9 protein-coding genes are annotated in these 19766 nt (G+C 68.7%); 1 reads left to right on the forward strand and 8 read right to left on the reverse strand.

Translation table 11 applies throughout. The features are described from left to right. Positions 1 to 4 precede the first annotated feature (4 nt). From IPN03_03940 to IPN03_03960, 5 genes are all read right to left on the reverse strand, one after another. Positions 5 to 682 (reverse strand): (2Fe-2S)-binding protein, encoded by a 678-nt coding sequence (locus IPN03_03940; GenBank protein MBK9372882.1) that lies wholly within the window; start codon positions 680 to 682, stop codon positions 5 to 7. Next, positions 679 to 3876, reverse strand: coding sequence for an FAD-dependent oxidoreductase (locus IPN03_03945; GenBank protein ID MBK9372883.1), 3198 nt, complete (start codon positions 3874 to 3876; stop codon positions 679 to 681). Before IPN03_03945 ends, IPN03_03940 begins: the two co-directional genes overlap by 4 nt. A gap of 4 nt (positions 3877 to 3880) precedes the next feature. Continuing rightward, a complete protein-coding gene (locus IPN03_03950; GenBank protein MBK9372884.1) occupies positions 3881 to 4738 on the reverse strand; it encodes an NAD(P)H-dependent oxidoreductase subunit E in 858 nt (285 codons plus the stop codon). Positions 4739 to 5141: 403 nt separating this feature from the next. Further along, positions 5142 to 9428: an NAD-glutamate dehydrogenase gene (locus IPN03_03955; protein ID MBK9372885.1), complete on the reverse strand. Its 4287-nt coding sequence runs from the start codon at positions 9426 to 9428 to the stop codon at positions 5142 to 5144. Positions 9429 to 9535: 107 nt separating this feature from the next. Beyond that, on the reverse strand, positions 9536 to 10717 hold the full coding sequence (locus tag IPN03_03960) for an acyl-CoA dehydrogenase family protein (protein ID MBK9372886.1): 1182 nt from the start codon (positions 10715 to 10717) through the stop codon (positions 9536 to 9538). Between the two features lie 430 nt (positions 10718 to 11147). Here IPN03_03960 and IPN03_03965 point away from each other — a divergent pair, with 430 nt between their 5' ends. Then, positions 11148 to 14177, forward strand: a complete 3030-nt coding sequence (locus tag IPN03_03965; GenBank protein MBK9372887.1) for a carboxypeptidase regulatory-like domain-containing protein — start codon at positions 11148 to 11150, stop codon at positions 14175 to 14177. Positions 14178 to 14320: 143 nt separating this feature from the next. Here the strand turns inward: IPN03_03965 and IPN03_03970 are convergent, their stop codons facing one another. From IPN03_03970 to IPN03_03980, 3 genes are all read right to left on the reverse strand, one after another. Further along, positions 14321 to 14806 carry a WbuC family cupin fold metalloprotein gene (locus IPN03_03970; GenBank protein ID MBK9372888.1) on the reverse strand — a complete coding sequence of 162 codons (486 nt, stop codon included), beginning with the start codon at positions 14804 to 14806 and terminating at the stop codon, positions 14321 to 14323. 9 nt (positions 14807 to 14815) lie between these two features. Then, positions 14816 to 18043, reverse strand: a complete 3228-nt coding sequence (locus IPN03_03975) for a nucleotidyltransferase domain-containing protein (GenBank protein ID MBK9372889.1) — start codon at positions 18041 to 18043, stop codon at positions 14816 to 14818. Positions 18044 to 18201: 158 nt separating this feature from the next. After that, positions 18202 to 19485, reverse strand: coding sequence for a Glu/Leu/Phe/Val dehydrogenase (locus IPN03_03980; protein MBK9372890.1), 1284 nt, complete (start codon positions 19483 to 19485; stop codon positions 18202 to 18204). Between the last annotated feature and the right edge of the window lie 281 nt (positions 19486 to 19766).

A 19766-nucleotide genomic window follows, 5' to 3' on the forward strand; every position in this document is an offset into this window, starting at 1 on the left:
CCTCCTAGCTCCTCGGGATCTCGCACGCCACGCAGGGCTTCATGGAACACATCAGGTCGTCGAATGTTTCCTTCTCGATGCAGGGCGGCGCGAGGTTCGCGCAGCCGCCGCAGATCGCCTTGTCGGGCTCCGTGTAGGTGCACCGGAGCTCGCACGCCGGGCAGACGTACATGCAGCCGCCGCAGGTCCGGCAGACCTCCGACCGCCGGTCGAACGGGGTGCCGATGCGCCGCGACTCGCCGCGGCCGGCGAAGCCGATCGCCTTGGCGACCATCTGCTCCTCGCACATCCTCACGCAGCGGCCGCAGAGGATGCAGTCCTCGTGCTCCTGGCGGAAGCGCTGCTGCCTCACGTCGTGCGCCGAGGCGAGGTCCTGGATCGTCTTCGACTGGGGACAGGTCGCGAGAAGCAGCTCGATGATCATCTTCCGCGCCCGGACGACGCGCGCCGAGGAGGTGCGGACCCGCTGCCCCTCCTCGGCCACGAAGGTGCAGGAGGAGACGAGCCTGGCCTTCGGGCCGGCGCCGACCTCGACGACGCAGAGGCGGCAGGCGCCGTAAGGGTGCAGGCCCTCCATGTGGCAGAGCGTCGGGATCGGGAAACCCAGGAACTGGGCCGCCTCGAGGAGGGTCGTGCCGTTCTCCACCTCGAGCGGGATCCCGTTGACGGTGATGTGGGTCATGACGCGCCTCCCGCCATCGCGAGCTCGGGCACTTCTTCCTTCTCCTTCACCTCCCGGGTGAACGTCAGATCGCAGCGCAGGCAACGCCTCGCCTCGCGGCACGCGTCCTCCCCCGAAAGGGCCACCTCCACCTCCGCGAAACTGCGCGCGCGCTGGGACACGGGAAGGCGGCGTGCCTCGACGCGCCCCTTCGGGACCTCCTCCCCTTCCCGGGCCTCGGGAGGGGCGACGAAGATCTCCGGGAGGCGCGGGGCCGCGGGCACCGACAGCGGCTCGGAGCGGAGGTAGCGGTCGATCATCACGGCGGCCCGCTTCCCGGCCGCGATCGCGTCGACGACGGTGTTCGGGCCTGTGACGACGTCGCCGCCGGCGAAGACCCCGGGGCGGTTCGTCGTGAGCGTCTCGCGGTCGGCCTTCACCGTGCCGATCGGCGTCGTGGCGATCCGGTTCGCACCCGCAACGGCGACGCAGTCGGTGTCGGAACCCTCGGAGATCGCGACGATCAGCGTCTCCAGCGGGACCGTGAACTCGCTCCCGGCGATCGGGACAGGGCGCGGCCGCCCGCTGGCGTCGCGCTCGCCGAGCGCGTTCTGGATGCACTCGACGCCGGTGACGCGTCCGGCCTCCGTGAGGATGCGGACCGGCGAGGTGAGCGTGACGAGAGCGATGCCCTCCTGGACGGCGGCCTCGACCTCCTCCTCGAAGGCGGGCATCTCCTCCCGGGTTCTCCGGTAGAGGAGGGTCACCTTCTCGACCCCGCCCTGGCGCATCGCCACGCGGGCGGCGTCGATCGCGGAGTTGCCGCCCCCGACGACCACCACCCGCCCCCGGGCGAGGCTCTCGCCGCGGACGTTCCAGGCCCGGAGGAACTGGATCGACGGGAGAACCCCCGTGCTGTCCTCGCCGGGCAGGCCGAGGCGCAGGCTCTTGTGCGCGCCGAGAGCGAGAAAGACCGCCCCGTACCCTTCCGCGAAGAGGCCGTCGAGCGTGATGTCGCGGCCGAGCCTCGTGCCGCACCTCACCGTGACGTTCTCGTCGAGGATCGAGGCGATCTCCTTCTTCACGACGTCGTGCGGCAGCCGGTACGACGGGATCGCGGAGAAGAGCATCCCGCCCGGCTCCGCCTCGGTGTCGAACGCGGTGACCTTGTAGCCGCGCAGCGAGAGGTAGTGCGCTGCCGTGAGGCCGGCCGGCCCGCAGCCGACGACCGCGACCGGCGGCGCGTTCACCGGCGCGGTGGGCGTGGGCTTCGGCCGGAACGAGAGCGGGTCCGCCTGGTCGGTGACGAAGCGCTTGAGGGCGCGGATGGCGACGGCCTCGCCTCCGGTCGTGCCGGCGCGGCAGCGCTCCTCGCACGGGTGGTTGCAGACCCTCGCGCAGACCGAGGGGAACGGGTTCGCCTCGCGGATCGCCTGGTAGGCGAGGTCGCTTTCGCCCCGCGCGATGTGGGCGACGTACCGCCACGCCTCCGTGCCGAGGGGGCAGGCCGTCTGGCACGGCGCCCCGACGAGCGCGTCGCAGACGTAGGCGGGGCACCGCTTCTGGACGACGTGCGCCTCGTACTCGTCGCGGAAGTACCTCAGCGTCGAGAGGACGGGGTTCGGTGCGCTCTGGCCGAGCCCGCACATCGACGTGTCCTTGACGACCTCGGCGAGCTCCTTGAGGAGGTCGAGCTGGGCGAGCGTGGCGCGTCCCCGCGTCACGTCGTCGAGGATCTCCCACATCCTCTGCGTCCCCTTGCGGCACGTGAAGCACTTCCCGCACGACTCGTCCTTCAGGAACTTCATGAAGTACTTCGCGACGTCGACCATGCAGGTGTGGTCGTCCATCACGATCATCCCGCCCGAGCCCATGATCGAGCCGGCCTGCGCGAGGCTGTCGTAGTCGATCGGAAGGTCGAAGAGGCTCGCGGGGATGCAGCCGCCCGACGGGCCGCCGGTCTGGACCGCCTTGACCCGGCCCTTCCCCGGGGCGCCGCCCCCGATGTCGTGGACGACCTCGCGGATCGTCGTGCCGAGCGGGACCTCGACGAGGCCGGTGTTCCGGATCTTCCCGACGACCGAGAAGATCTTCGTGCCGGTGTTCCCCGGAAGGCCCACCTTCGCGAACGCCGTGGCGCCGGCGCGGATGATGACCGGGATGTTCGCGAGGGTCTCGACGTTGTTGATGCACGTCGGCTGCCCCTCGATCCCCTTCTGGATCGGGTACGGCGGACGCTGCCTCGGCTCGCCGGCGTAGCCCATGACGGAGCGGATGAGGGCCGTCTCCTCGCCGCAGACGAAGGCGCCGGCGCCTCTCACGATCTCGATGTCGAACTCGAAGCCGGTGCCCAGGATGTCCGTCCCGAGGAGGCCGAGGCCGCGCGCCTGACCGAGGGCGATGACGGCGTGCTTGATCGCGAGGGGGTACTCGCTCCTGACATACAGAATCCCGCGACTCGCGCCGATGGCGTACGCCGCGATGAGCATCCCCTCGAGGATGGCGTGCGGGTTCCCCTCGAGGAGGCTCCGGTCCATGTAGGCCCCGGGGTCCCCCTCGTCGCAGTTGCACACCATGTACTTCACGCCGTGGCCGTTGCGTTCCGCCCGGGCCCTCTCCCACTTGAGCCCCGTCGGGAAGCCGGCCCCACCGCGCCCGCGCAGGCCCGATGCCTTGATCTCCTCGACGACGGCCGCCGGGTTGCCGGCGAGGAGGACCTTCTCGAGAGCGGAGTAGCCGTCCTGCTCGAGGTAGTCGTGGATCCGGATCGGGTCGATCTTCTGGTTCCCGGCGAGCAGCGTCCGCGTCTGCTTCCGGAAGAACGGGATCTCCCCCAGCCCGAGGAACATCTTCCCCTCGCGCGGGTCGCGGTAGATGAGCTCCTCGGCCACGAAGCCGCCGAGGGTCGCCTCGATGATCCGCGGGACGTGCTCCATCTTCAGTTTCGGATAGAGGTGGTTCCCGGGCTCGACGACGATCGACGGGTCCATCTGGCAGAAGCCCTGGCAGCCGGTGACCCTGAGGGCGATCCGGTCCGTCAGGTTGCGGGAGAGGAGGTGCCTCTTGACGACCCTCATCAGGTCGTTGGCGCCGCTCGCCTGCCCGCAGATCCCCGCGCTGAGGACGAGGGTCGGCCGTGCCGGGCGCGAATCCCTGTCGGCGATGACGCGGCGCCGCAGGGCACCGAACTCTTCGACGGATGCGGGCTTCCTCATCGCGTCATCTCCAGTCGCCGAACGCGCTCGTCCCCTCGAGGTCGAGCATGTGGTTGTGGCACCCGCGCCTCGAGCAGATCTGCACGACGCCGCCCCCGCGGACGATCATCGGCACCATCGAGGCGCCGCACGCGACGCACGGGCCGGCGCCGGAGAGCTCGGCGCTGCAGTGCGGGCAGAAGAAGTCGACGACGGTGTCGACGGGAACCTCGTGCTGCGACTCCACCTCGAACGAGCCGTAGACCGAGGAGAGCCGGAGCCATCCGTGCTTGTCGCCGAACGAGGCCGTGACCCAGATGGACGGCTGTCCGTCGATGAGGTCGTGCGGATTCATGAGGCTGTGGTTGCACCGCCCGCACGCGACCTCGACCGGGAAGGTGCGCTCGTCGGTCGCGAGGTCGACCTTGTCGAGCCCCTCCCGCGTCTTCTCGAGAATGCCGCGGACCGCCGGCGTCCCGACGCTCGAGAAGTAGTGCCCGTCGACGACGACGATCGGTCCGAGCGCGCAGCCCCCGAGGCAGTTCTGCGTCTCGAGCGTGAACTCCCGGTCGGGGGTCGTCTCCCCCGCCGGGACCTTCAGCTGCCGCTCCAGCTCCTCGGCGACCTTCGGGGCCCCGCGAACGTGACAGGCGGTCCCCATGCAGCAGGTGACGAGGTGCTTGCCGCGGGGCTTGAGGCTGAATGCGTGGTAGAAGGTGGCCACCCCGTAGACGTCGACGAGCGAGCGGCCGGTCCTCTGCGCCACGTCGCGCAGCGCGTCCTCCGGGAGGTACGAGTACTTCGCCTGGATGTCCTGCAGGATGGCGAGCAGCTCGCCTCTCTGGCCCCGGCGCTTCTCGACGATCGCCGTGATGTCGGTCATCTGCTGTACTCCTCGAAAGCCGTGATCGGGGTGCCGGCGACCGCCGGAGGTGGCCGAAAAGAGCAGCGCCCGCGGCTGTCGCGGGCGCTGGTCGGGACTTGTTCGGGGACGGGACGCTCTGGCGGGTGCGGCTCGAGCGGGCCTTCCGGGAATCGCGACCGGCCACCTTGGGAGCCCGTGGCGAGCCCCGGGAAGGTCACGCGAAGTACCCGATGGTCCAGCAGAAACGCCACCATCTTGCCCCGCTCGGGCCCGCTCGTCGGGAGTGAGCTGCCCCGTGGGATTCTACTCTTCCGCGCGCCGCCGGGCGCGCCCGAAGAAAAGTCCCGTTCCCATTCCCGGGCCGGTCCGGACCCCGAGGGCATCCGGACCGGCCCAGAGCGGACTGGCGGGTGGCCCGGACTCAGCGGGCCGGGCCGAGGGTCTCCCGGATGGGGTCGAGCGCTTTCTCGACGTCCCGGGTCTGGCCGGCCAGGGCGTCTCGGGTCGCCTCCTCGAGGGTGTCGGAGACCTCGACCAGGCGGAGGTGTCGATCCGCGACGCTCAGTCCGGCGCCCTCGATCCTCCGGCGAACCTCGTCCGCCCGCGCGGCGCGCTCGACGGTGAGGCAGGCGTGCACCACGTCGCCGATCTCGCGGCCGCTCGCGGCCATCAATCGGTGGAGCAGCGAGACGCCCCCCTCGTTCACGAGGTGGTTGACGACGGCCGTCGCGATGATCTCGCGGCGCAGGGGGTGGAGCCGAAGGTGCTCGGCGTACGCCGTGCGCATCGGCGTCGGAAAGTAGGCGGGCAGGAACGGCTCGGCGACCTCGCTGTCGGGCAGCGGTGAGGCGACGAGGCGCGCGGAGGCCCAGTTCTTGACGTGCCCGAGCATCACGCAGAGCAGGGGCCGCGGCAGCCCGCGGTCGCGCGCGGGGCTCGCGAGGAGCTCGTCCTTCGAGGGTACGGCGTCGTCGCGGCGCCTCATGACCCCGCTCGCGACGAGCTCCTCGACGAGCCCGACGAACTCCTCGTAGCGGCTCGCGCTGCGCAGCCCGTCGAGCGTGAGGGCCCGCGCCTGGCTCGCGTTGTCGGCCAGGACGAGCCGCGAGACCTCGTCCGTCATCTCCGCGAGGATCCGGTTGCGGTCCGTCCGATTCGGAACGACGCCGCGGCGCACGAGGAGATCCATGAGGATCTTGATGTTCACCTCGTGGTCCGACATGTCGACGCCGCCGGAGTTGTCCACGGCGTCGGTGTTCAAGAGGACACCTTTCGTCCAGAGCTCGATCCGGCCCCGCTGGGTCAGCCCGAGGTTCCCCCCCTCGGCCAGGACCCGGGCCCGCACCTCGTTCGCGCTGACGCGAACCCGGTCGTTGGCCCGGTCCCCGACCTCGGAATCCTCCTCGGCCGAGGCCCTCACGTACGTGCCGATGCCGCCGTTGTAGAGGAGGTCCACCGGGGCGCGGAGAATGGCGCGGACCACCTCCTCGCCGCTCGCGGCCTCCTGGGAGAGGTCCAGGATGCCACGCACCTCGGGGCTCAGTGGAATCGACTTCGCCGCGCGGTCGAAGACCCCCCCGCCGGCGCTGATCAGGTCCGGCCGGTAGTCCCGCCAGGTCGAGCGCGGCAGGTGGAACAGGCGCTCGCGCTCGGCGAAGCTCACCTGCGGATCGGGGCTCGGGTCCAGGAAGATGTGCACGTGATTGAAGACGGCCACGAGCCGCGCCGTGCGGCTCAGGAGCACACCGTTGCCGAACACGTCGCCCGACATGTCCCCGATGCCGGCCATCGTGAAGGGCTCGGACTGCACGTCGAGCCCCAGGTTCCCGAAGTGGTGCCGCACGCACTCCCACGCCCCGCGCGCCGTGATGCCCTCCCTCTTGTGGTCGTAGCCGTTGCTCCCGCCCGAAGCGAAGGCGTCGCCCAGCCAGAATCCGTACTGCGTCGAGACGCGGTTGGCCGTGTCCGACAGGTGCGCCGTCCCCTTGTCGGCTGCGACGACGAGGTACGGGTCGGGCTCGTCGTGCCTCACGACCTCCGGGGGGTGGAGGACGATGCCGTCCACCAGGTTGTCCGTGACGTCCAGAAGGCCCGAGACGAACTCCCGGTACCTGTCGATCAGGTAGGCGTCGAGCGCCGGCCGCGGCGGCACGTCGCCCTTCAGGACGAAGCCCCCCTTCGAGCCGACGGGGACGATGACCGAGTTCTTGACCATCTGGGTCTTCATCAGGCCCAGGACCTCGGTCCGGAAGTCGTCGTGCCGGTCGCTCCAGCGGATGCCCCCTCGCGCGACCTTTCCTCCCCGCAGGTGGATCCCCTCGAGAAGCCGTGAGTGGACGTAGATCTCGAAGAGGGGCCGCGGGGAGACCATCGCGTCGACCTTTGCACAGTCGACCTTGATCGCGAGGACGGGCCGCTCGGGGCTCTGGTAGGTGTTCGTCCTGACGGCGGCGCGCACCAGGTTCTCGACGCCCCGCAGGATCTCGTCGTCGAAGAGGCTCCCGACGGCCGCGAACGCCTTCGCGGCGACCGCCTCCGCCTTCGCGACCGCGTCCGCGCGGTCCCCTTCCTTCTGCGGATCGAACCGGGCGTCGAAGAGCCGCCAGAGGGCGCCCGCCACCCGGCTGTTGCGGACGAGGACCGTCGTGACCGTTTCGACGTTGTAGCTGGGCCGGACCTGGAGAAGGTGGTTCCGGAGCGTCCGGAGCACCTCCACCTCGCGCCAACCGAGGCCTTCCAGGAGAACCAGCGCGTTGAGCGGGTCGTCCGTCGCCCGTTCCTCGTAGATCGCCCGAAGGGCGTCGCGGAGCCGCTCCGGCTGCCGGTGGATCTCCGAGATCATCGCCGGGTCCGCCTCGATGCCGAGCCGCTCCATCCAGGCCCGTTTGCCGTCGGGCAGGAGCAGCGGAATTCTCATCTCCTCGACCACCGTGGGCCCGAGGTTCTTGATCGTCCGGAGGGTCTCCGTGAGGCCCGCAGGCCGCGGAGAGATCACCTTCAGGACGACCTTCTCGGCGGAGTCGGGAACGATCCCCATCTCCAGCCGCCCCTCGAGCGCCTCGAAGAGCCGCACGTCTCCCGGAACCTCGGAAGGCGGCGTGAGCTCGCGGTAGAGCCCGCTGCGGCTCTCCTGGCGGACGTAGCGCTTGTAGAGCCGTCGTCCCTCGAGCGCCCCGCACGCCTGCTCGAGCGCGCCCGCGACCTGGTCCTCCCAGGTGGAGATGACGCCCGCCGTGAGGTCCCGGATCCGGTCCTCCTCCAGGGGATGCTCGAGGCTGCCGGCGTCGAAGTAGTGGACCACGAGCGTCGTGGCGCCACAGTCGGCCGCGGAGCTGAACGAGACCGGTCCGAACTGCCGTCCGAGCGCCTCCCTGAGGTCGCTGGCCGTCTTCGACGACCACCGTCCCTGGGAGAACCCGATCCTCACCGCACTGTACCCGGGGCCCTGCCGGACCGAGGTGACGATCTCGTCGTCGCTCGAGATGTGGATCAGCCGGTCGATGATCTCCTTGAGCGACGCGGCGTCGGAATAGAACAGCTCTCGCTTCGGGAAGTGGTTGAAGAAGGCCCGGGTCGCGCGGTAGACGTGCGAGTTCTTCGCCTCGCCGCAGTTCTCGAGAAGCCAGGCGAGCTTCTCCCTGAGGAGCGGGATCGACTCCGCCTTCGCGGTGAAGGCGCTCTTGGCGAGCCGGCCGAGGAGAAGGGTCGCGGCCTCGAGGCGACCGCCTTCGCCCCACTCCCTCACGACGATGTCGTCGACCGGCTCGAGGTGGTGGATGGCGCTCGCGTTGTTGCGGAAGTCGATGTCGACGATCCGGTCGTCGTGGTCCTGGATCGCGAGGTGCCTCTGCTCCTCGTCCATGACGCCCGGGAAGACGACGTTCAGGAGCGCGGGCTCGCGCATCGTGCCGAGGGCCGTGTCGTAGTCCGGCTCGAAACCGTCCGGGCCGCGCCGGAACCTCAGGACACCCATCAGGACGTAGTTCTCGTCGACGAGCCAGTCGAGGAACTCCCGGGCGGCGGCTTCGCCGCCGGGCGCTCCCCGGCGGTGACGGAGGCGCCCCTTCTGCTCGCGCAGGTACCGGGTCATCTCCCCGAAGTCTTCGACGGCCAGGAAGACGCTGCGCAGGAGCGAGTGGATCTGGTGCTCGATCCGCCGCATCCGGTCCTTCTGCTCGATCCTCTCGACGCGGAAGTGGCAGAGGAGCTCCTTGCTCCCGTCCTCGCCCGGACCGCCGATCGCGCTGATCCTCTCCCACTGCCGCCTCACGCTGAAGATGGAGTGGATCGCCGAGAAGACCCTGAGACCTTCCCTCATGAAGAAGTTCTTCAGGCTCTCGAAGATGAACGGGGCGTCCGGCGTGTGGGTCTCGATGACCGAGATCTCGTACTGGCCGCCGTGCGTGCTCCCGGTCGTCCGGGCCTCCGCCTCCGTCAGGCCCCGTGCGACCACGTGGATCCCGGGGAGACCCCGATAGAGCTGGTGCGCGGGAGGCATCGTGCGGACGACGAAGCGGAAGTACTCCCGGATCCGGGCGGCGACCGCGTCCGGCGGAAGCCCCAGCGCCATCGCGTCGGGCAGGTCGGCGTAGACCACCGGGGCGAGCGACAGCAGCAGGTCGCGGTCCTCGGCTGGCGCCTCGCGCGCCAGGATCCCCTGGACCTCGTCGAGAACGGACCGGCGCCGGCCGGGGTCGGCAGTGATCATCGGGTTCCTCCTTCGCGGCGAGGAGAGATGCTACCTCCCGCCGGTCCGGATCGCCCGGGCACCGCGGCGGCCGGGGCCGCCGCGGTGCAGCAATGATCGAGCGGGGATCAGGCCGTTCGCTTCAGGACGTCCTTGGCGATGGTGTTGAGCTGCATGTACGACGTCCCCTCGTAGATCTTCCCGATCTTGGCATCGCGGTACATCTTCTCGAGGGGGTAGTCCTTCACGTAGCCGTAGCCACCGAGGAGCTCGAGCCCCTTCGAGGTGCAGTACTCGGCGACCTCGGAGGACTTGAGCTTCGCGATGGCCCCCTCGCGCGCGAACGGCAGGCCCGCTTCCTTGAGCCGCGCCGCGTTGTAGACGGCGAGGCGGGCGCACTCGAGCTCCATGTCCATCCGGGCCAGCTCGTGCTGGATGGCCTGGTGCTCGGCGATCGGCTTGCCGAACTGGACCCGCGTCTGGACGTACTTCGCCGAGTAGTCGAGAGCGGCGCGCGCGATCCCGATCATCTGAGCGCCGATCCCTATCCGCCCTTCGTTCAACGTCTCGATGGCGGTCTTGTACCCCTCGCCCACCTTGCCGACGACGTTCTCCTCCGGGACCTCGAGATCCTCGAAGGCGAGAGCGAGCGTGGAGGAGGCGCGAATTCCGAGCTTGTCCTCCTTCTTCCCCTTCGTGAAGCCCTTCCATCCCGATTCGACCAGGAAGGCGGTGATTCCCCTGTATCCCTTGGAGAAGTCGACGTTCGCGAAAACGAGGAAGATCTCTGCCTCGAGGCCGTTCGTGATCCAGAGCTTGCCGCCGTTGAGGACCCAGCGGTCCCCCTTCTTCTCGGCGCGCGTCTTCAGCGCGAAGGCGTCGGAGCCCGACTCGGCCTCCGAAAGGGCGTACGCGCCGACCTTCTTCTTTGCGAGCTGCGGCAGGTAGGTCTTCTTCAGCCCGGGCGAGGCCCAGCGGAGGATCGCGTTGTTCACGAGGGTGTTCTGGACGTCGACGACGACGGCGCAGGCCGCGTCGACGCGGGCGAGCGCCTCGATGACGGCGATGGACGTTCCGAACGTCTGTCCGAGCCCGCCGTACTCCTCGGGGATCTCGATCCCCATCAGGTCGAGATCGAAGAACTGGCGGACGAGCTCCGCGTCGATGTGGTTGGCCTCGTCCATCGCGTGGGATCGGGGTCCGATCGACTCGACGGCGAACTGGTGGACGCTTTCGGCGATCTCCCGCTCCGACTCGGTCAGGACGGAGAGCGGCGGGACGGAGGGTGTGATCGCGTCGACTGTCGTCATGGAACACTCCTTGCGAGCGGAGGATAGATCGAAAAGGAAGTGGCCGCCGCCGAGCCCGCGGGCCGCCTCCGTAAACGGTGCGCCGCCGTCGCAACGCCGATCGCCGGAGCTTTCCAGCGTTGACGCCCCTCTCCTCCTCCGATAGAGTCGGCAGTCGACTAAGAGGGGCCCGAAAAAAAGGCCTCCGGGGTGCGCTAATTTTTTCCCTTTCCAGGTTCCTTTTCGTTCCCCCCTCATCCTCTTCATATAGAGTTCGCCGATGGATGAGACCTTTCCCACGAGAAACAGGAGGAGGCAGAGCCGTATGGCAATTTCCAGCCGCATGAACGTACGTTGGGTGCTGGCGATCGTAGCGATCGCGTGTGCCCTTGGCACCGCGACGGTGGGCGTAGCCCAGGAGACGACGGGACGCCTCGTCGGATCCGTGACCATGAAGAGCGACCAGAGCACGCTGCCTGGTGTCGCCGTGACGGCCCTTCACGTCCCGACCGGCACCCGGTACACCGCCGTGACCGCTGCGAACGGCCGCTTCAGCATCCTCAACGTCCGCGTCGGCGGCCCCTACACGGTGACGGCCGCGATCAGCGGCTTCCGCGAGTCGACCCAGAAGGACATCAACGTCGCCCTCGGCGAGAGCCGGCAGCTGACCTTCGCGCTCGACCTCGAGTCGGTGACCGAGAGCCTCGTCGTCACGGCCGAGAGCGCCCCCCTCATCTCTCCCGACCGGATGGGCTCGGGGACGGCCGTCTCCGAGGACCAGATGACGGCCCTGCCGACCATCAGCCGGCAGTTCCAGGACTTCGCCCGGACGAACCCGTACGTCAACGTCTCCCTGAGCGACGACGCGGGCTCCAGCATGTCCGTCTCGGGGAAGAACAACCGTTACAACACGATCCAGATCGACGGCGCGGTCAACAACGACCTGTTCGGTCTCGGCACCTACGGGTCGCCGGGCAGCCAGACGTACACGCAGCCGATCTCCCTCGACGCCGTCCAGGAGCTCCAGGTCGTCGTCTCCCCCTACGACATCAAGCAGAGCGGCTTCACCGGCGGCGCCATCAACGCCATCACCCGGAGCGGCTCGAACACCTGGTCGGCCTCGGTCTACGGCTCGACGCGGAACGAGAGCTTCGTCGGTGACAAGGTCCCGAACGCCTACGGCGACGAGTTCGACAGGCCCGTCGCCTCGTTCGACTCGGACACGTTCAGCGCCCGCCTCGGCGGGCCGATCGTCAAGGACAAGCTCTTCTTCTTCCTCAGCGGCGAGATGAACAGGCGCTCCGAGCCGACGGGCGGCGCGGCCGACGGTTCGGGAGTGAACAACTACAACAACCCGGCCGAGGCCGCCCGGTTCCGCAACATCCTGATCAGCAAGTACGGCTACGACCCGGGCACCCTCGGGGACTACAACGGCGACACGGACAGCGACCTCCTCGTCGGCAAGCTCGACTTCAATGTGAACGAGAGCAACAACGTCTCGCTGCGCCACAACTTCGTCGACGCCGCCCGCGACGTGACCCCGGCCCGTACCTCCAGCGTCTACGGCTTCGAGACGGCCGGGTACGCCATCGCCTCCAAGACGAACTCCACGGTCCTCCAGGTGAACAGCGTCTTCGGCGCTTCCTCGTTCAACGTCGGGCGCATCGGCTACCAGACGGTCCGGGACAGCCGCGAAGTGCCCGTGGCGTTCCCCTCGGTTTACATCTGCAACAACCCCAACACGTTCTGCACCGGGAACAACACGTACAAGCTCCTCGCCGGGACCGAGCGCTCCTCCGGGGCGAACGGGCTCGACCAGGACATCCTCGAGATCACCGACGACTTCACCCTCCTCAAGGGTGACCACACGATCACGCTCGGGACCCACAACGAGTTCTTCGACTTCTCGAACATCTTCATCCAGGACGTCACCGGGACGTACTTCTTCCGCAGCGTGGACGCCTTCGAGGCCGGGACCGCGGACCGCTACCAGGTCAAGTACGCCACTGGCTCCGACCCGCGCCGGGCGACCGAGTTCGGCGCCCAGCAGTGGGGCCTCTACGCCGGCGACCAGTGGAGGGTCAGCAACGCCTTCACGCTGAACCTCGGCCTGCGGGTCGACGTTCCGGTCCTCAACGACAAGCCGACCTACAACCCGGCCGTCGACACGGCCTTCGGCATCGACACGACCGAGGTGCCGAGCAGCCAGCTGATGATCTCCCCCCGCGTCGGCTTCAACTGGACGCCCACCAAGTCGGGCAAGGACCAGATCCGCGGCGGCGTCGGCGTCTTCGCGGGCCGCACGCCGTACGTCTGGATCTCCAACGCCTACGGCGGCACGGGCATCGAGAGAATCGACCTGAGCGCCAGCAACGTTCCGTTCAACCCGGATCCGTACAACCCGCCGATCAATTTCCCCCCCGGCACGGGCGCCGTGTCGGTCGACACCATCGACCCCGACTTCAAGTTCCCCATGATTCTCCGGTCGACCCTGGCCTACGACCGCGAGCTTCCGGGCGGCATCCGGGCGACCGTCGAGGGCATGTTCACGAAGACCCTGCAGGACGTCTTCTACCAGAACATCAACAAGGTCGAGACCGGCGCCACGACCTTCTGGGGCGCCCCGGTCTACGCGAACAAGAACTCCAGCTTCTCCAACGTCGTCAACCTCACGAACACGTCGCGGGGCGAGCAGCAGAACATTTCCCTGCAGCTCCAGAAGAACTTCCCCTTCGGTCTCTACCTGAGCGGCTCCTACGCCTACATGAAGGCCAAGGCCGCCTTCGAGGCGACCTCGAGCGTCGCGTTCTCGAACTGGCAGTTCCAGACCACGAACGGCGACATCTACACGGAGCACCTCACCCGGTCCTTCTTCGAGATCCCCCACCGCTTCACGGCCGTCGCGTCCCAGACCTTCCGGACGGGTCCCGTGGCCCACAACGTCGGGCTCGTCTTCAACGCCCAGTCGGGTCAGCCCTACTCGATGCTCATGGGGTCGAGCGGCGCCAGCGTGAACGGGGACGGCGCCACCAACAACGACCTCCTCTTCGTGCCCAACAACTACAGCGACGTCGTGTGGAGGGGCACCGGCGCCCCGACCGAGGAACAGTGGAACGCCTTCCTCTCCAGGTCGGGCCTCGAGGGCTCCCGTGGCCGCGTCGCCGAGCGTAACTCCCTCGACGCTCCGTGGACCCACACCCTCGACTTCCACTACGACTTCGAGATCCCCGTCACGGTCGTCAAGGCCCAGATCACGTTCGACGTCCTCAACCTCGTCAACCTGATCGACAGCAACTCCGGAATCATGCGGTACGTCTTCAACCAGACCTACGTCCCGCTCAGCTACTCGGGCATGGACGCCGCCTCTGGCAAGCCGATCTACACCGTCAACTCCGGCGCGCTCGACGAGGGCCGGCCCTACTCCACCAACAGCCTCCGCTCGCGCTGGCAGCTCCGGATCGGCGCGCGCCTGACCTACTGACCCATCTCACCGTTTGCGGCGAAACGGGGGGCCTCGAGCCCCCCGTTTCCTTTTTCGACATCACCCGGCAAGGGATGCCTCAGACGGCCCCACGCCGGCCCCGTGGCCGACACAGGCAGGCCTCTTTCCGGTTTTCCCTTCCGTTACGGCCGTGCGCGCTCGAAGAGCCGCCGCAGCGCCTCCTCGGCCGCCCCGGTGCCCGGCTCCCCTTCGTCGGGGGCCCAAGGGGCCCGGTCGGAGGGAGCGGGCGCCACGTAGGGCCCCGGCTTCGTCTCGAAGAAAACGGTCCCCGGCTCGAGCGCGACGAGGCCGTGCCACGTCCCGGCGTCCAGGTCGACGCCGAAGGTGCCGCCGCCCGCGTCCAGCGTCGCCACGTCCGTCACGGTCCCGTCGTCGTCGAAGAGGACGACGCCGAGCGATCCCGACACGACGAGGAGCGTCTCGGTGCGGGGCGGGTCGAGGTGGCGGTGCGGGCGGACCCAGCTACCCGGCTCGATGGCGTTCAGGAGCCGGTGGACGGGGTCGTCCATCTCGTGCAGGTTCCTGTTGAGGCGCCGCCGGGAGCCGCCGGCCGCGCCCCTCGAGAGCTCTTCGAGACCTTGCTTCGTGAGCCAGACGGGTGACCGCATCGGCGGACCCTACGAGTCGCGGCCCTCTGGGGCGCCGGAAGCACTGCTCTTCGCTCGTCGCAGCGGCAGCGGCCGGGCCGGGTCCTTCACGGCCTTCACCTTCGCGGCCCAGCCCGTCCCGCGGGAGAAGTCGGAATCCGAGAGGAAGTGCACGTCGAGGAGCCCCTTCGCCCTCGTGCCCGTCCGGAGATAGTTCATCTCGGCCAGGCAGAGACTCCAGCCGTCCAGCCACGTCGCCAGAGCCTCGCGCCTCACCGGGTCGTCATCGGTGTGCAGGACGAGGTCGAGATCGCTCGCGGGTCCCGCGGTGCCGTCCTTCGACGAACCGACGAGCCACATGCCCCTGACACCGAACCGCTCCGCATCGACCTCGGCCCCGATCCTCTCGGCCACCTGGATCCGCCAGCGGTGCTGCTCGCCCGGGGCGGAGGGGAGCGCCCCGCCCCGGGTGTTCCCTCTCACGTCCGACCGCCGATCGTCCGCGGAGCCGGGAGGTGTGAGCAGTCCGACGGCCCTGTCGAGGTCCGCATTCATCAACACGCGCAGGACGAGACCGCCCGTCGACGCCGGCACGTCGATGACCCGCACGGTCCGCGCGAGATCCGCGAACTCGGGCGCGACCGAAGCCAGGATGTTCGGCGACTCGAGGAGGAATCGCTCGTTGAAGGCGACCCCGGGGTCGTCCGGGAAGAGCGGCAGGTAGCGGATGCTCGCCTCGACGAGGTCCTGGAAGAAGTGGGTGCCGAAGGAGAGGTCCGGGACGTAGTTGCCTTTCCTGCGCGCCACCTCGATCAGGACCGAGGTGTTGTTGATGTCGGAGTACGTGACGGGGACGCCGAGCTTGATGTCCCCGCGGCTCCCCCACCGGCCGGGACCGATCAGGACGAACAGGTGCCGTGGGAGGACCTTGTTCAGCCGGCCGACGGCGCGCCCGACGCGGCGCAGAGACTCGACGTCGGCGAGAGCGGCGTAGCCCTCGGGGTCGACGTAGACGACGTGCGTGATCTCGGGAACCCTCCCGTTCGAGACGAACCGGTTCGCGGAGAAGACGACGCTCTCGGGCGGAAGGTCGCGGGGGATGAACGCCGCGTGGCTCTCTTCGGAGAAGCTCTGGGGCCGGCACTGGAGGAGGTAGAGATCCTTCCCGTCCGAGGCGAATTCCAGGTCGACCGGTCCGTCGAGCTTCTCCTGGAGAAGCCTCAGGAGCGACCGGATCTGCGTCACGAACGGCGTGCCCGTGACGAGGCCCTCGAACGTGACGACGAGGTCTTTCGCCTGGGCCTCGTAGTCGACCATCATGGGGCGGTGGATCCCTCCGTCCTCGCAGACGGAGACCATGTTCTCGATGCCGGGGAGGCTGCTGCCGGCCTCGCGCAGGAGCGTCTCCATCTCGACCGTCTCGAACCGCCGCGTCTCGAGGTTGATGACGTCGGCGCGCCGGGGCGCGTAGCGGACGATCTCGTCGGCCGTCACGTTCACGCGAAGCCCCGGCTGTCCCGGGGCGATGAGGATCGGGAAGTCGTCGCCGACCCTGTCGACGGCTCGCGTCCCGAGTCCCGGGACCATCCGGACGAGGCCGTCCTCCCGCCGGATGCGGGGCGACCAGCGGAACTCGTTGTTCGAGAAGGCGACGCCGGCGAAGGACGGAAGGAAGTATCGCCCGACGCGCGAGCCGACGACTTCCTGGATCAGGATCCCCATCTCCTCGTGGACGTCGAGGAGCCCCCGCTCGGCCCGGTACTCGATCGGGTCGGGACCGAAGATCGAGGCGTAGACCTCGGCGATGGCGTCCATCAGCGCCGCCAGCCGCTCCTTCTTCGTTCCCTGGTTCGCGAGGAAGAGGCTCTTGTACTTGCCCGAGAAGGAGGCCCCGGCGCGGTCCTCGAGGAGGCTCGAGCTCCTCACGATGATCGGCCGCTCCTCGAAGTCGTCGAGGGCGACCGAGAGTCCCTTGACGATCTCGGGAGAGAACTGGCTGTTCTTGAAGACCTGGATGATGTGCGGGTACTCGCGCCGCACCTGGTCGATCTCGAGGTACTTGCGGTCATAGAGGTCCTCGAGGTGGTTGAACTCGATGAAGTCGATGACGCCGTCCGAGGTGAGGTACCAGGTCTTCGGGATCCGGATGTCCTTGAGAGCCTCGGCGTATTCCTCGGACTTCCTCACGATCTGCACGGCGAGGAAGAGGCCGCTGCTCTTCCCGCCGACCTTCCCGTGGCTCCCGGTGGGGCAGATGATCCGCCGCGTCAGCTCCTGGAAGTCGGACACTTCGATGAAGTTCTTCGCGACGCCCACGAACTGGAGCTGGTCTGTCAGGAATCGCCGCGTGAGCGCGGCGCGCAGGTCGACCTGGATCGATCGTGAGAGCTCCCGGTCGTTGAGCGCGGCGTGCTGAAAGCGCGTCAGCGCCTGCGCGAGATCGGTCAGCGACGACCCCTGGTTCTCCAGCGCCTCCGCCAGGAAGCCCGACCGGCTGTCCTTGATCCACTTCTGGATGCTCGACCGGATCTCCGCCGGGGCCATGTGTCTCGAGGCGATCTCGAAGACCTCCTCCGCGACCTTCAGGAGGGCATCCATGCTGCGCCGGGCCATCGGCCGGTTCTCGTCGCTCGGCTCCTCCGGCCCCGCCGGGCCACTCCAGCTCCCCGTGAACCGGGGGAGGAGGCGCTGCGCCTCCTCGACGCCGCTCCAGCAGAGGTAGTTGAGCATCCGTCGGGCGATCTTCACGTAGCCGGGACGGTCGATCTGGCGCAGGAAGTCCGTTATGACCCACCAGTCACCGGCGTCGGCGGGGAGAGGAAGCCCGACGCCGTCGACCCTGTGGAGCGAGGAGGCGAGCCGCCGCTGGAGGAGGAGCTGCCCGAGGAGCTCGGCGATCGTGTTGATGAGCCGCCGCTCCTCCTTGAGGAACGGTCCCTCGTCCGCGGGCGGGAAGGCCTGGCGGTAGAAGACCTCGAGGTGGCCGACGACCTCGCCCTGGACCCGGATCGGGGCCGCGAGCACCCAGGGCGTCTTCTCGGCGCCGGGGGTCTCGTAGACGGCCGGACCGACCGCGAGCCTCACGAACGTCTCCGCCGGGTGCTCCATGCCGACCGGGATGATCGCGACCACCTCGTGGAAGGCCTCGTCGAGGGGCGACTCGACCTTCCCGCAGATCTCGTGGACCCGATAGAGGCAGTGCAGCTCCTTGGCCCGCTCCTGCAGGGCGTCGAGCATCGACTTGCCGGCTCCGCTCATCGACTCCTCCCGTCACGCCCGCGACGGCGCGGGAGCGTCATACACCGGTTCCGTCCCGCTTGCTCGTGCCGGCCCGGAAGAAAAACCCCGGCACCCGCTCCGCTCCACCCGGGGAACCGGGGGAGCCCCCCGCGGGGCTCCCCCGGAACGGGGAACGATCAGGCCCAGCCGCGGTCCTTGCAGGCCTTGGCCACGCGGGAGACCGCGATGACGTAGGCCGCGTCGCGCATGTAGAGATTGCGCTTCTGCGCGAGCTCGTGGACGGCGTGGAACGCCGAGGTCATCTTCGAGTCGAGCTTCTGGAGGACCTCGTCCTTCTCCCAGAAGAAGTTCATGTTGCACTGCACCTGCTCGAAGTAGCTGCAGGTGACGCCGCCGGCGTTGGCGAGGAAGTCGGGGATGACGTAGATGCCGCGCTCCTGGATCACCTTGTCGGCCTCGGGCGTCGTCGGCCCGTTGGCGCCCTCGGCGATGATCTTCACGCTCGGCTTGATCTTCAGGACCGTCTCGCCCGTGATCTGGTTCTCGAGCGCGGCCGGAATGAGGATTTCGACGTCCTGCTCGATCCACGCGCCGCCGGGGAGAACCTCGTAGCCGAGTCCGGTGGCCTTCGACTTGTCGATGCCACCGAAGCGGTCGGTGATCCCGAGGAGCTCGTCCGCGTCGACGCCGCTGAGCTTGCGGAAGGAGTACGACGTCTGGTCGCCCTGGTCCCACGAGGAGACGCAGACGACCTTGCCGCCCAGCTGCTGGAAGAGGCGGATGGCGTACTGGGAGACGTTGCCGAAGCCCTGGACCGACGCCTTCGTCGTCGCGATGTCGATGCCCTTGAGCTTGAGCGCCTCGCGGATCGTGTAGACGACGCCGTAGCCCGTCGCCTCGGTCCGGCCGAGGGAGCCGCCCGCGCCGACCGGCTTGCCGGTGATGAAGCCGGGGTACTTGCCGCCGTTGATGACCTCGAACTCGTCGAGCATCCAGAGCATGTGCTGCGGGGTCGTCATGACGTCGGGCGCCGGGACGTCGTTGACCGGGCCGACGTTCTTGGCGACCTGGCGGATCCAGCCGCGGCAGATCCCTTCCTGCTCGCGGGCGCTCAGGTGGTGCGGGTCGCAGATGACGCCGCCCTTGCCGCCGCCGAGCGGGATGTCGACGACCGCGCACTTCCACGTCATCCACATCGCCAGGGCGCGGACCGTGTCGGCCGTCTCGTGCGGGTGGAAGCGGATGCCGCCCTTGCAGGGACCGCGTGAATCGTTGTGCTGGATGCGGAAGCCGCGGAAGACCTTCACGCTCCCGTCGTCCATCCGGACGGGGATCGCGATGTGGTACTCGCGGAGCGGGAACCTCAGCAGCTCGCGGGTCGCGGCGTCGAGGCCGAGGACGTCGGCGGCCTTGTCGAACTGGGCCTGGGCCATCTCGAAGGGGTTGAACGGACTCTTCATGGGGTGACGAATCTCCTCTCGTGGGTGGTGGTCGTTTCGAGGGGCTCCGGGTTCGCGGTATTCCCGGAAGAGCCCGGGATACGCCTCCGCTCCGCGCCAGGGAACCGGGGAAGCGGAGCCGCGAACCGGCGGGTCATCAACGGGTGATTTTAGCACCGGGCAAGGGCCTTCGTCGCTCTGGATACTCCGCGAAATGCGATCCGGGCGCGCCTCGGCGGCAGGTCCCGGTCCACCAATTCCGGCGCGACGAGAGCAGCCGCCGGGCGGCGCGGACGGCGGCG

It is taken from the genome of Holophagales bacterium (assembly GCA_016719485.1).
GTDB lineage: Bacteria > Acidobacteriota > Thermoanaerobaculia > UBA5066 > UBA5066 > UBA5066.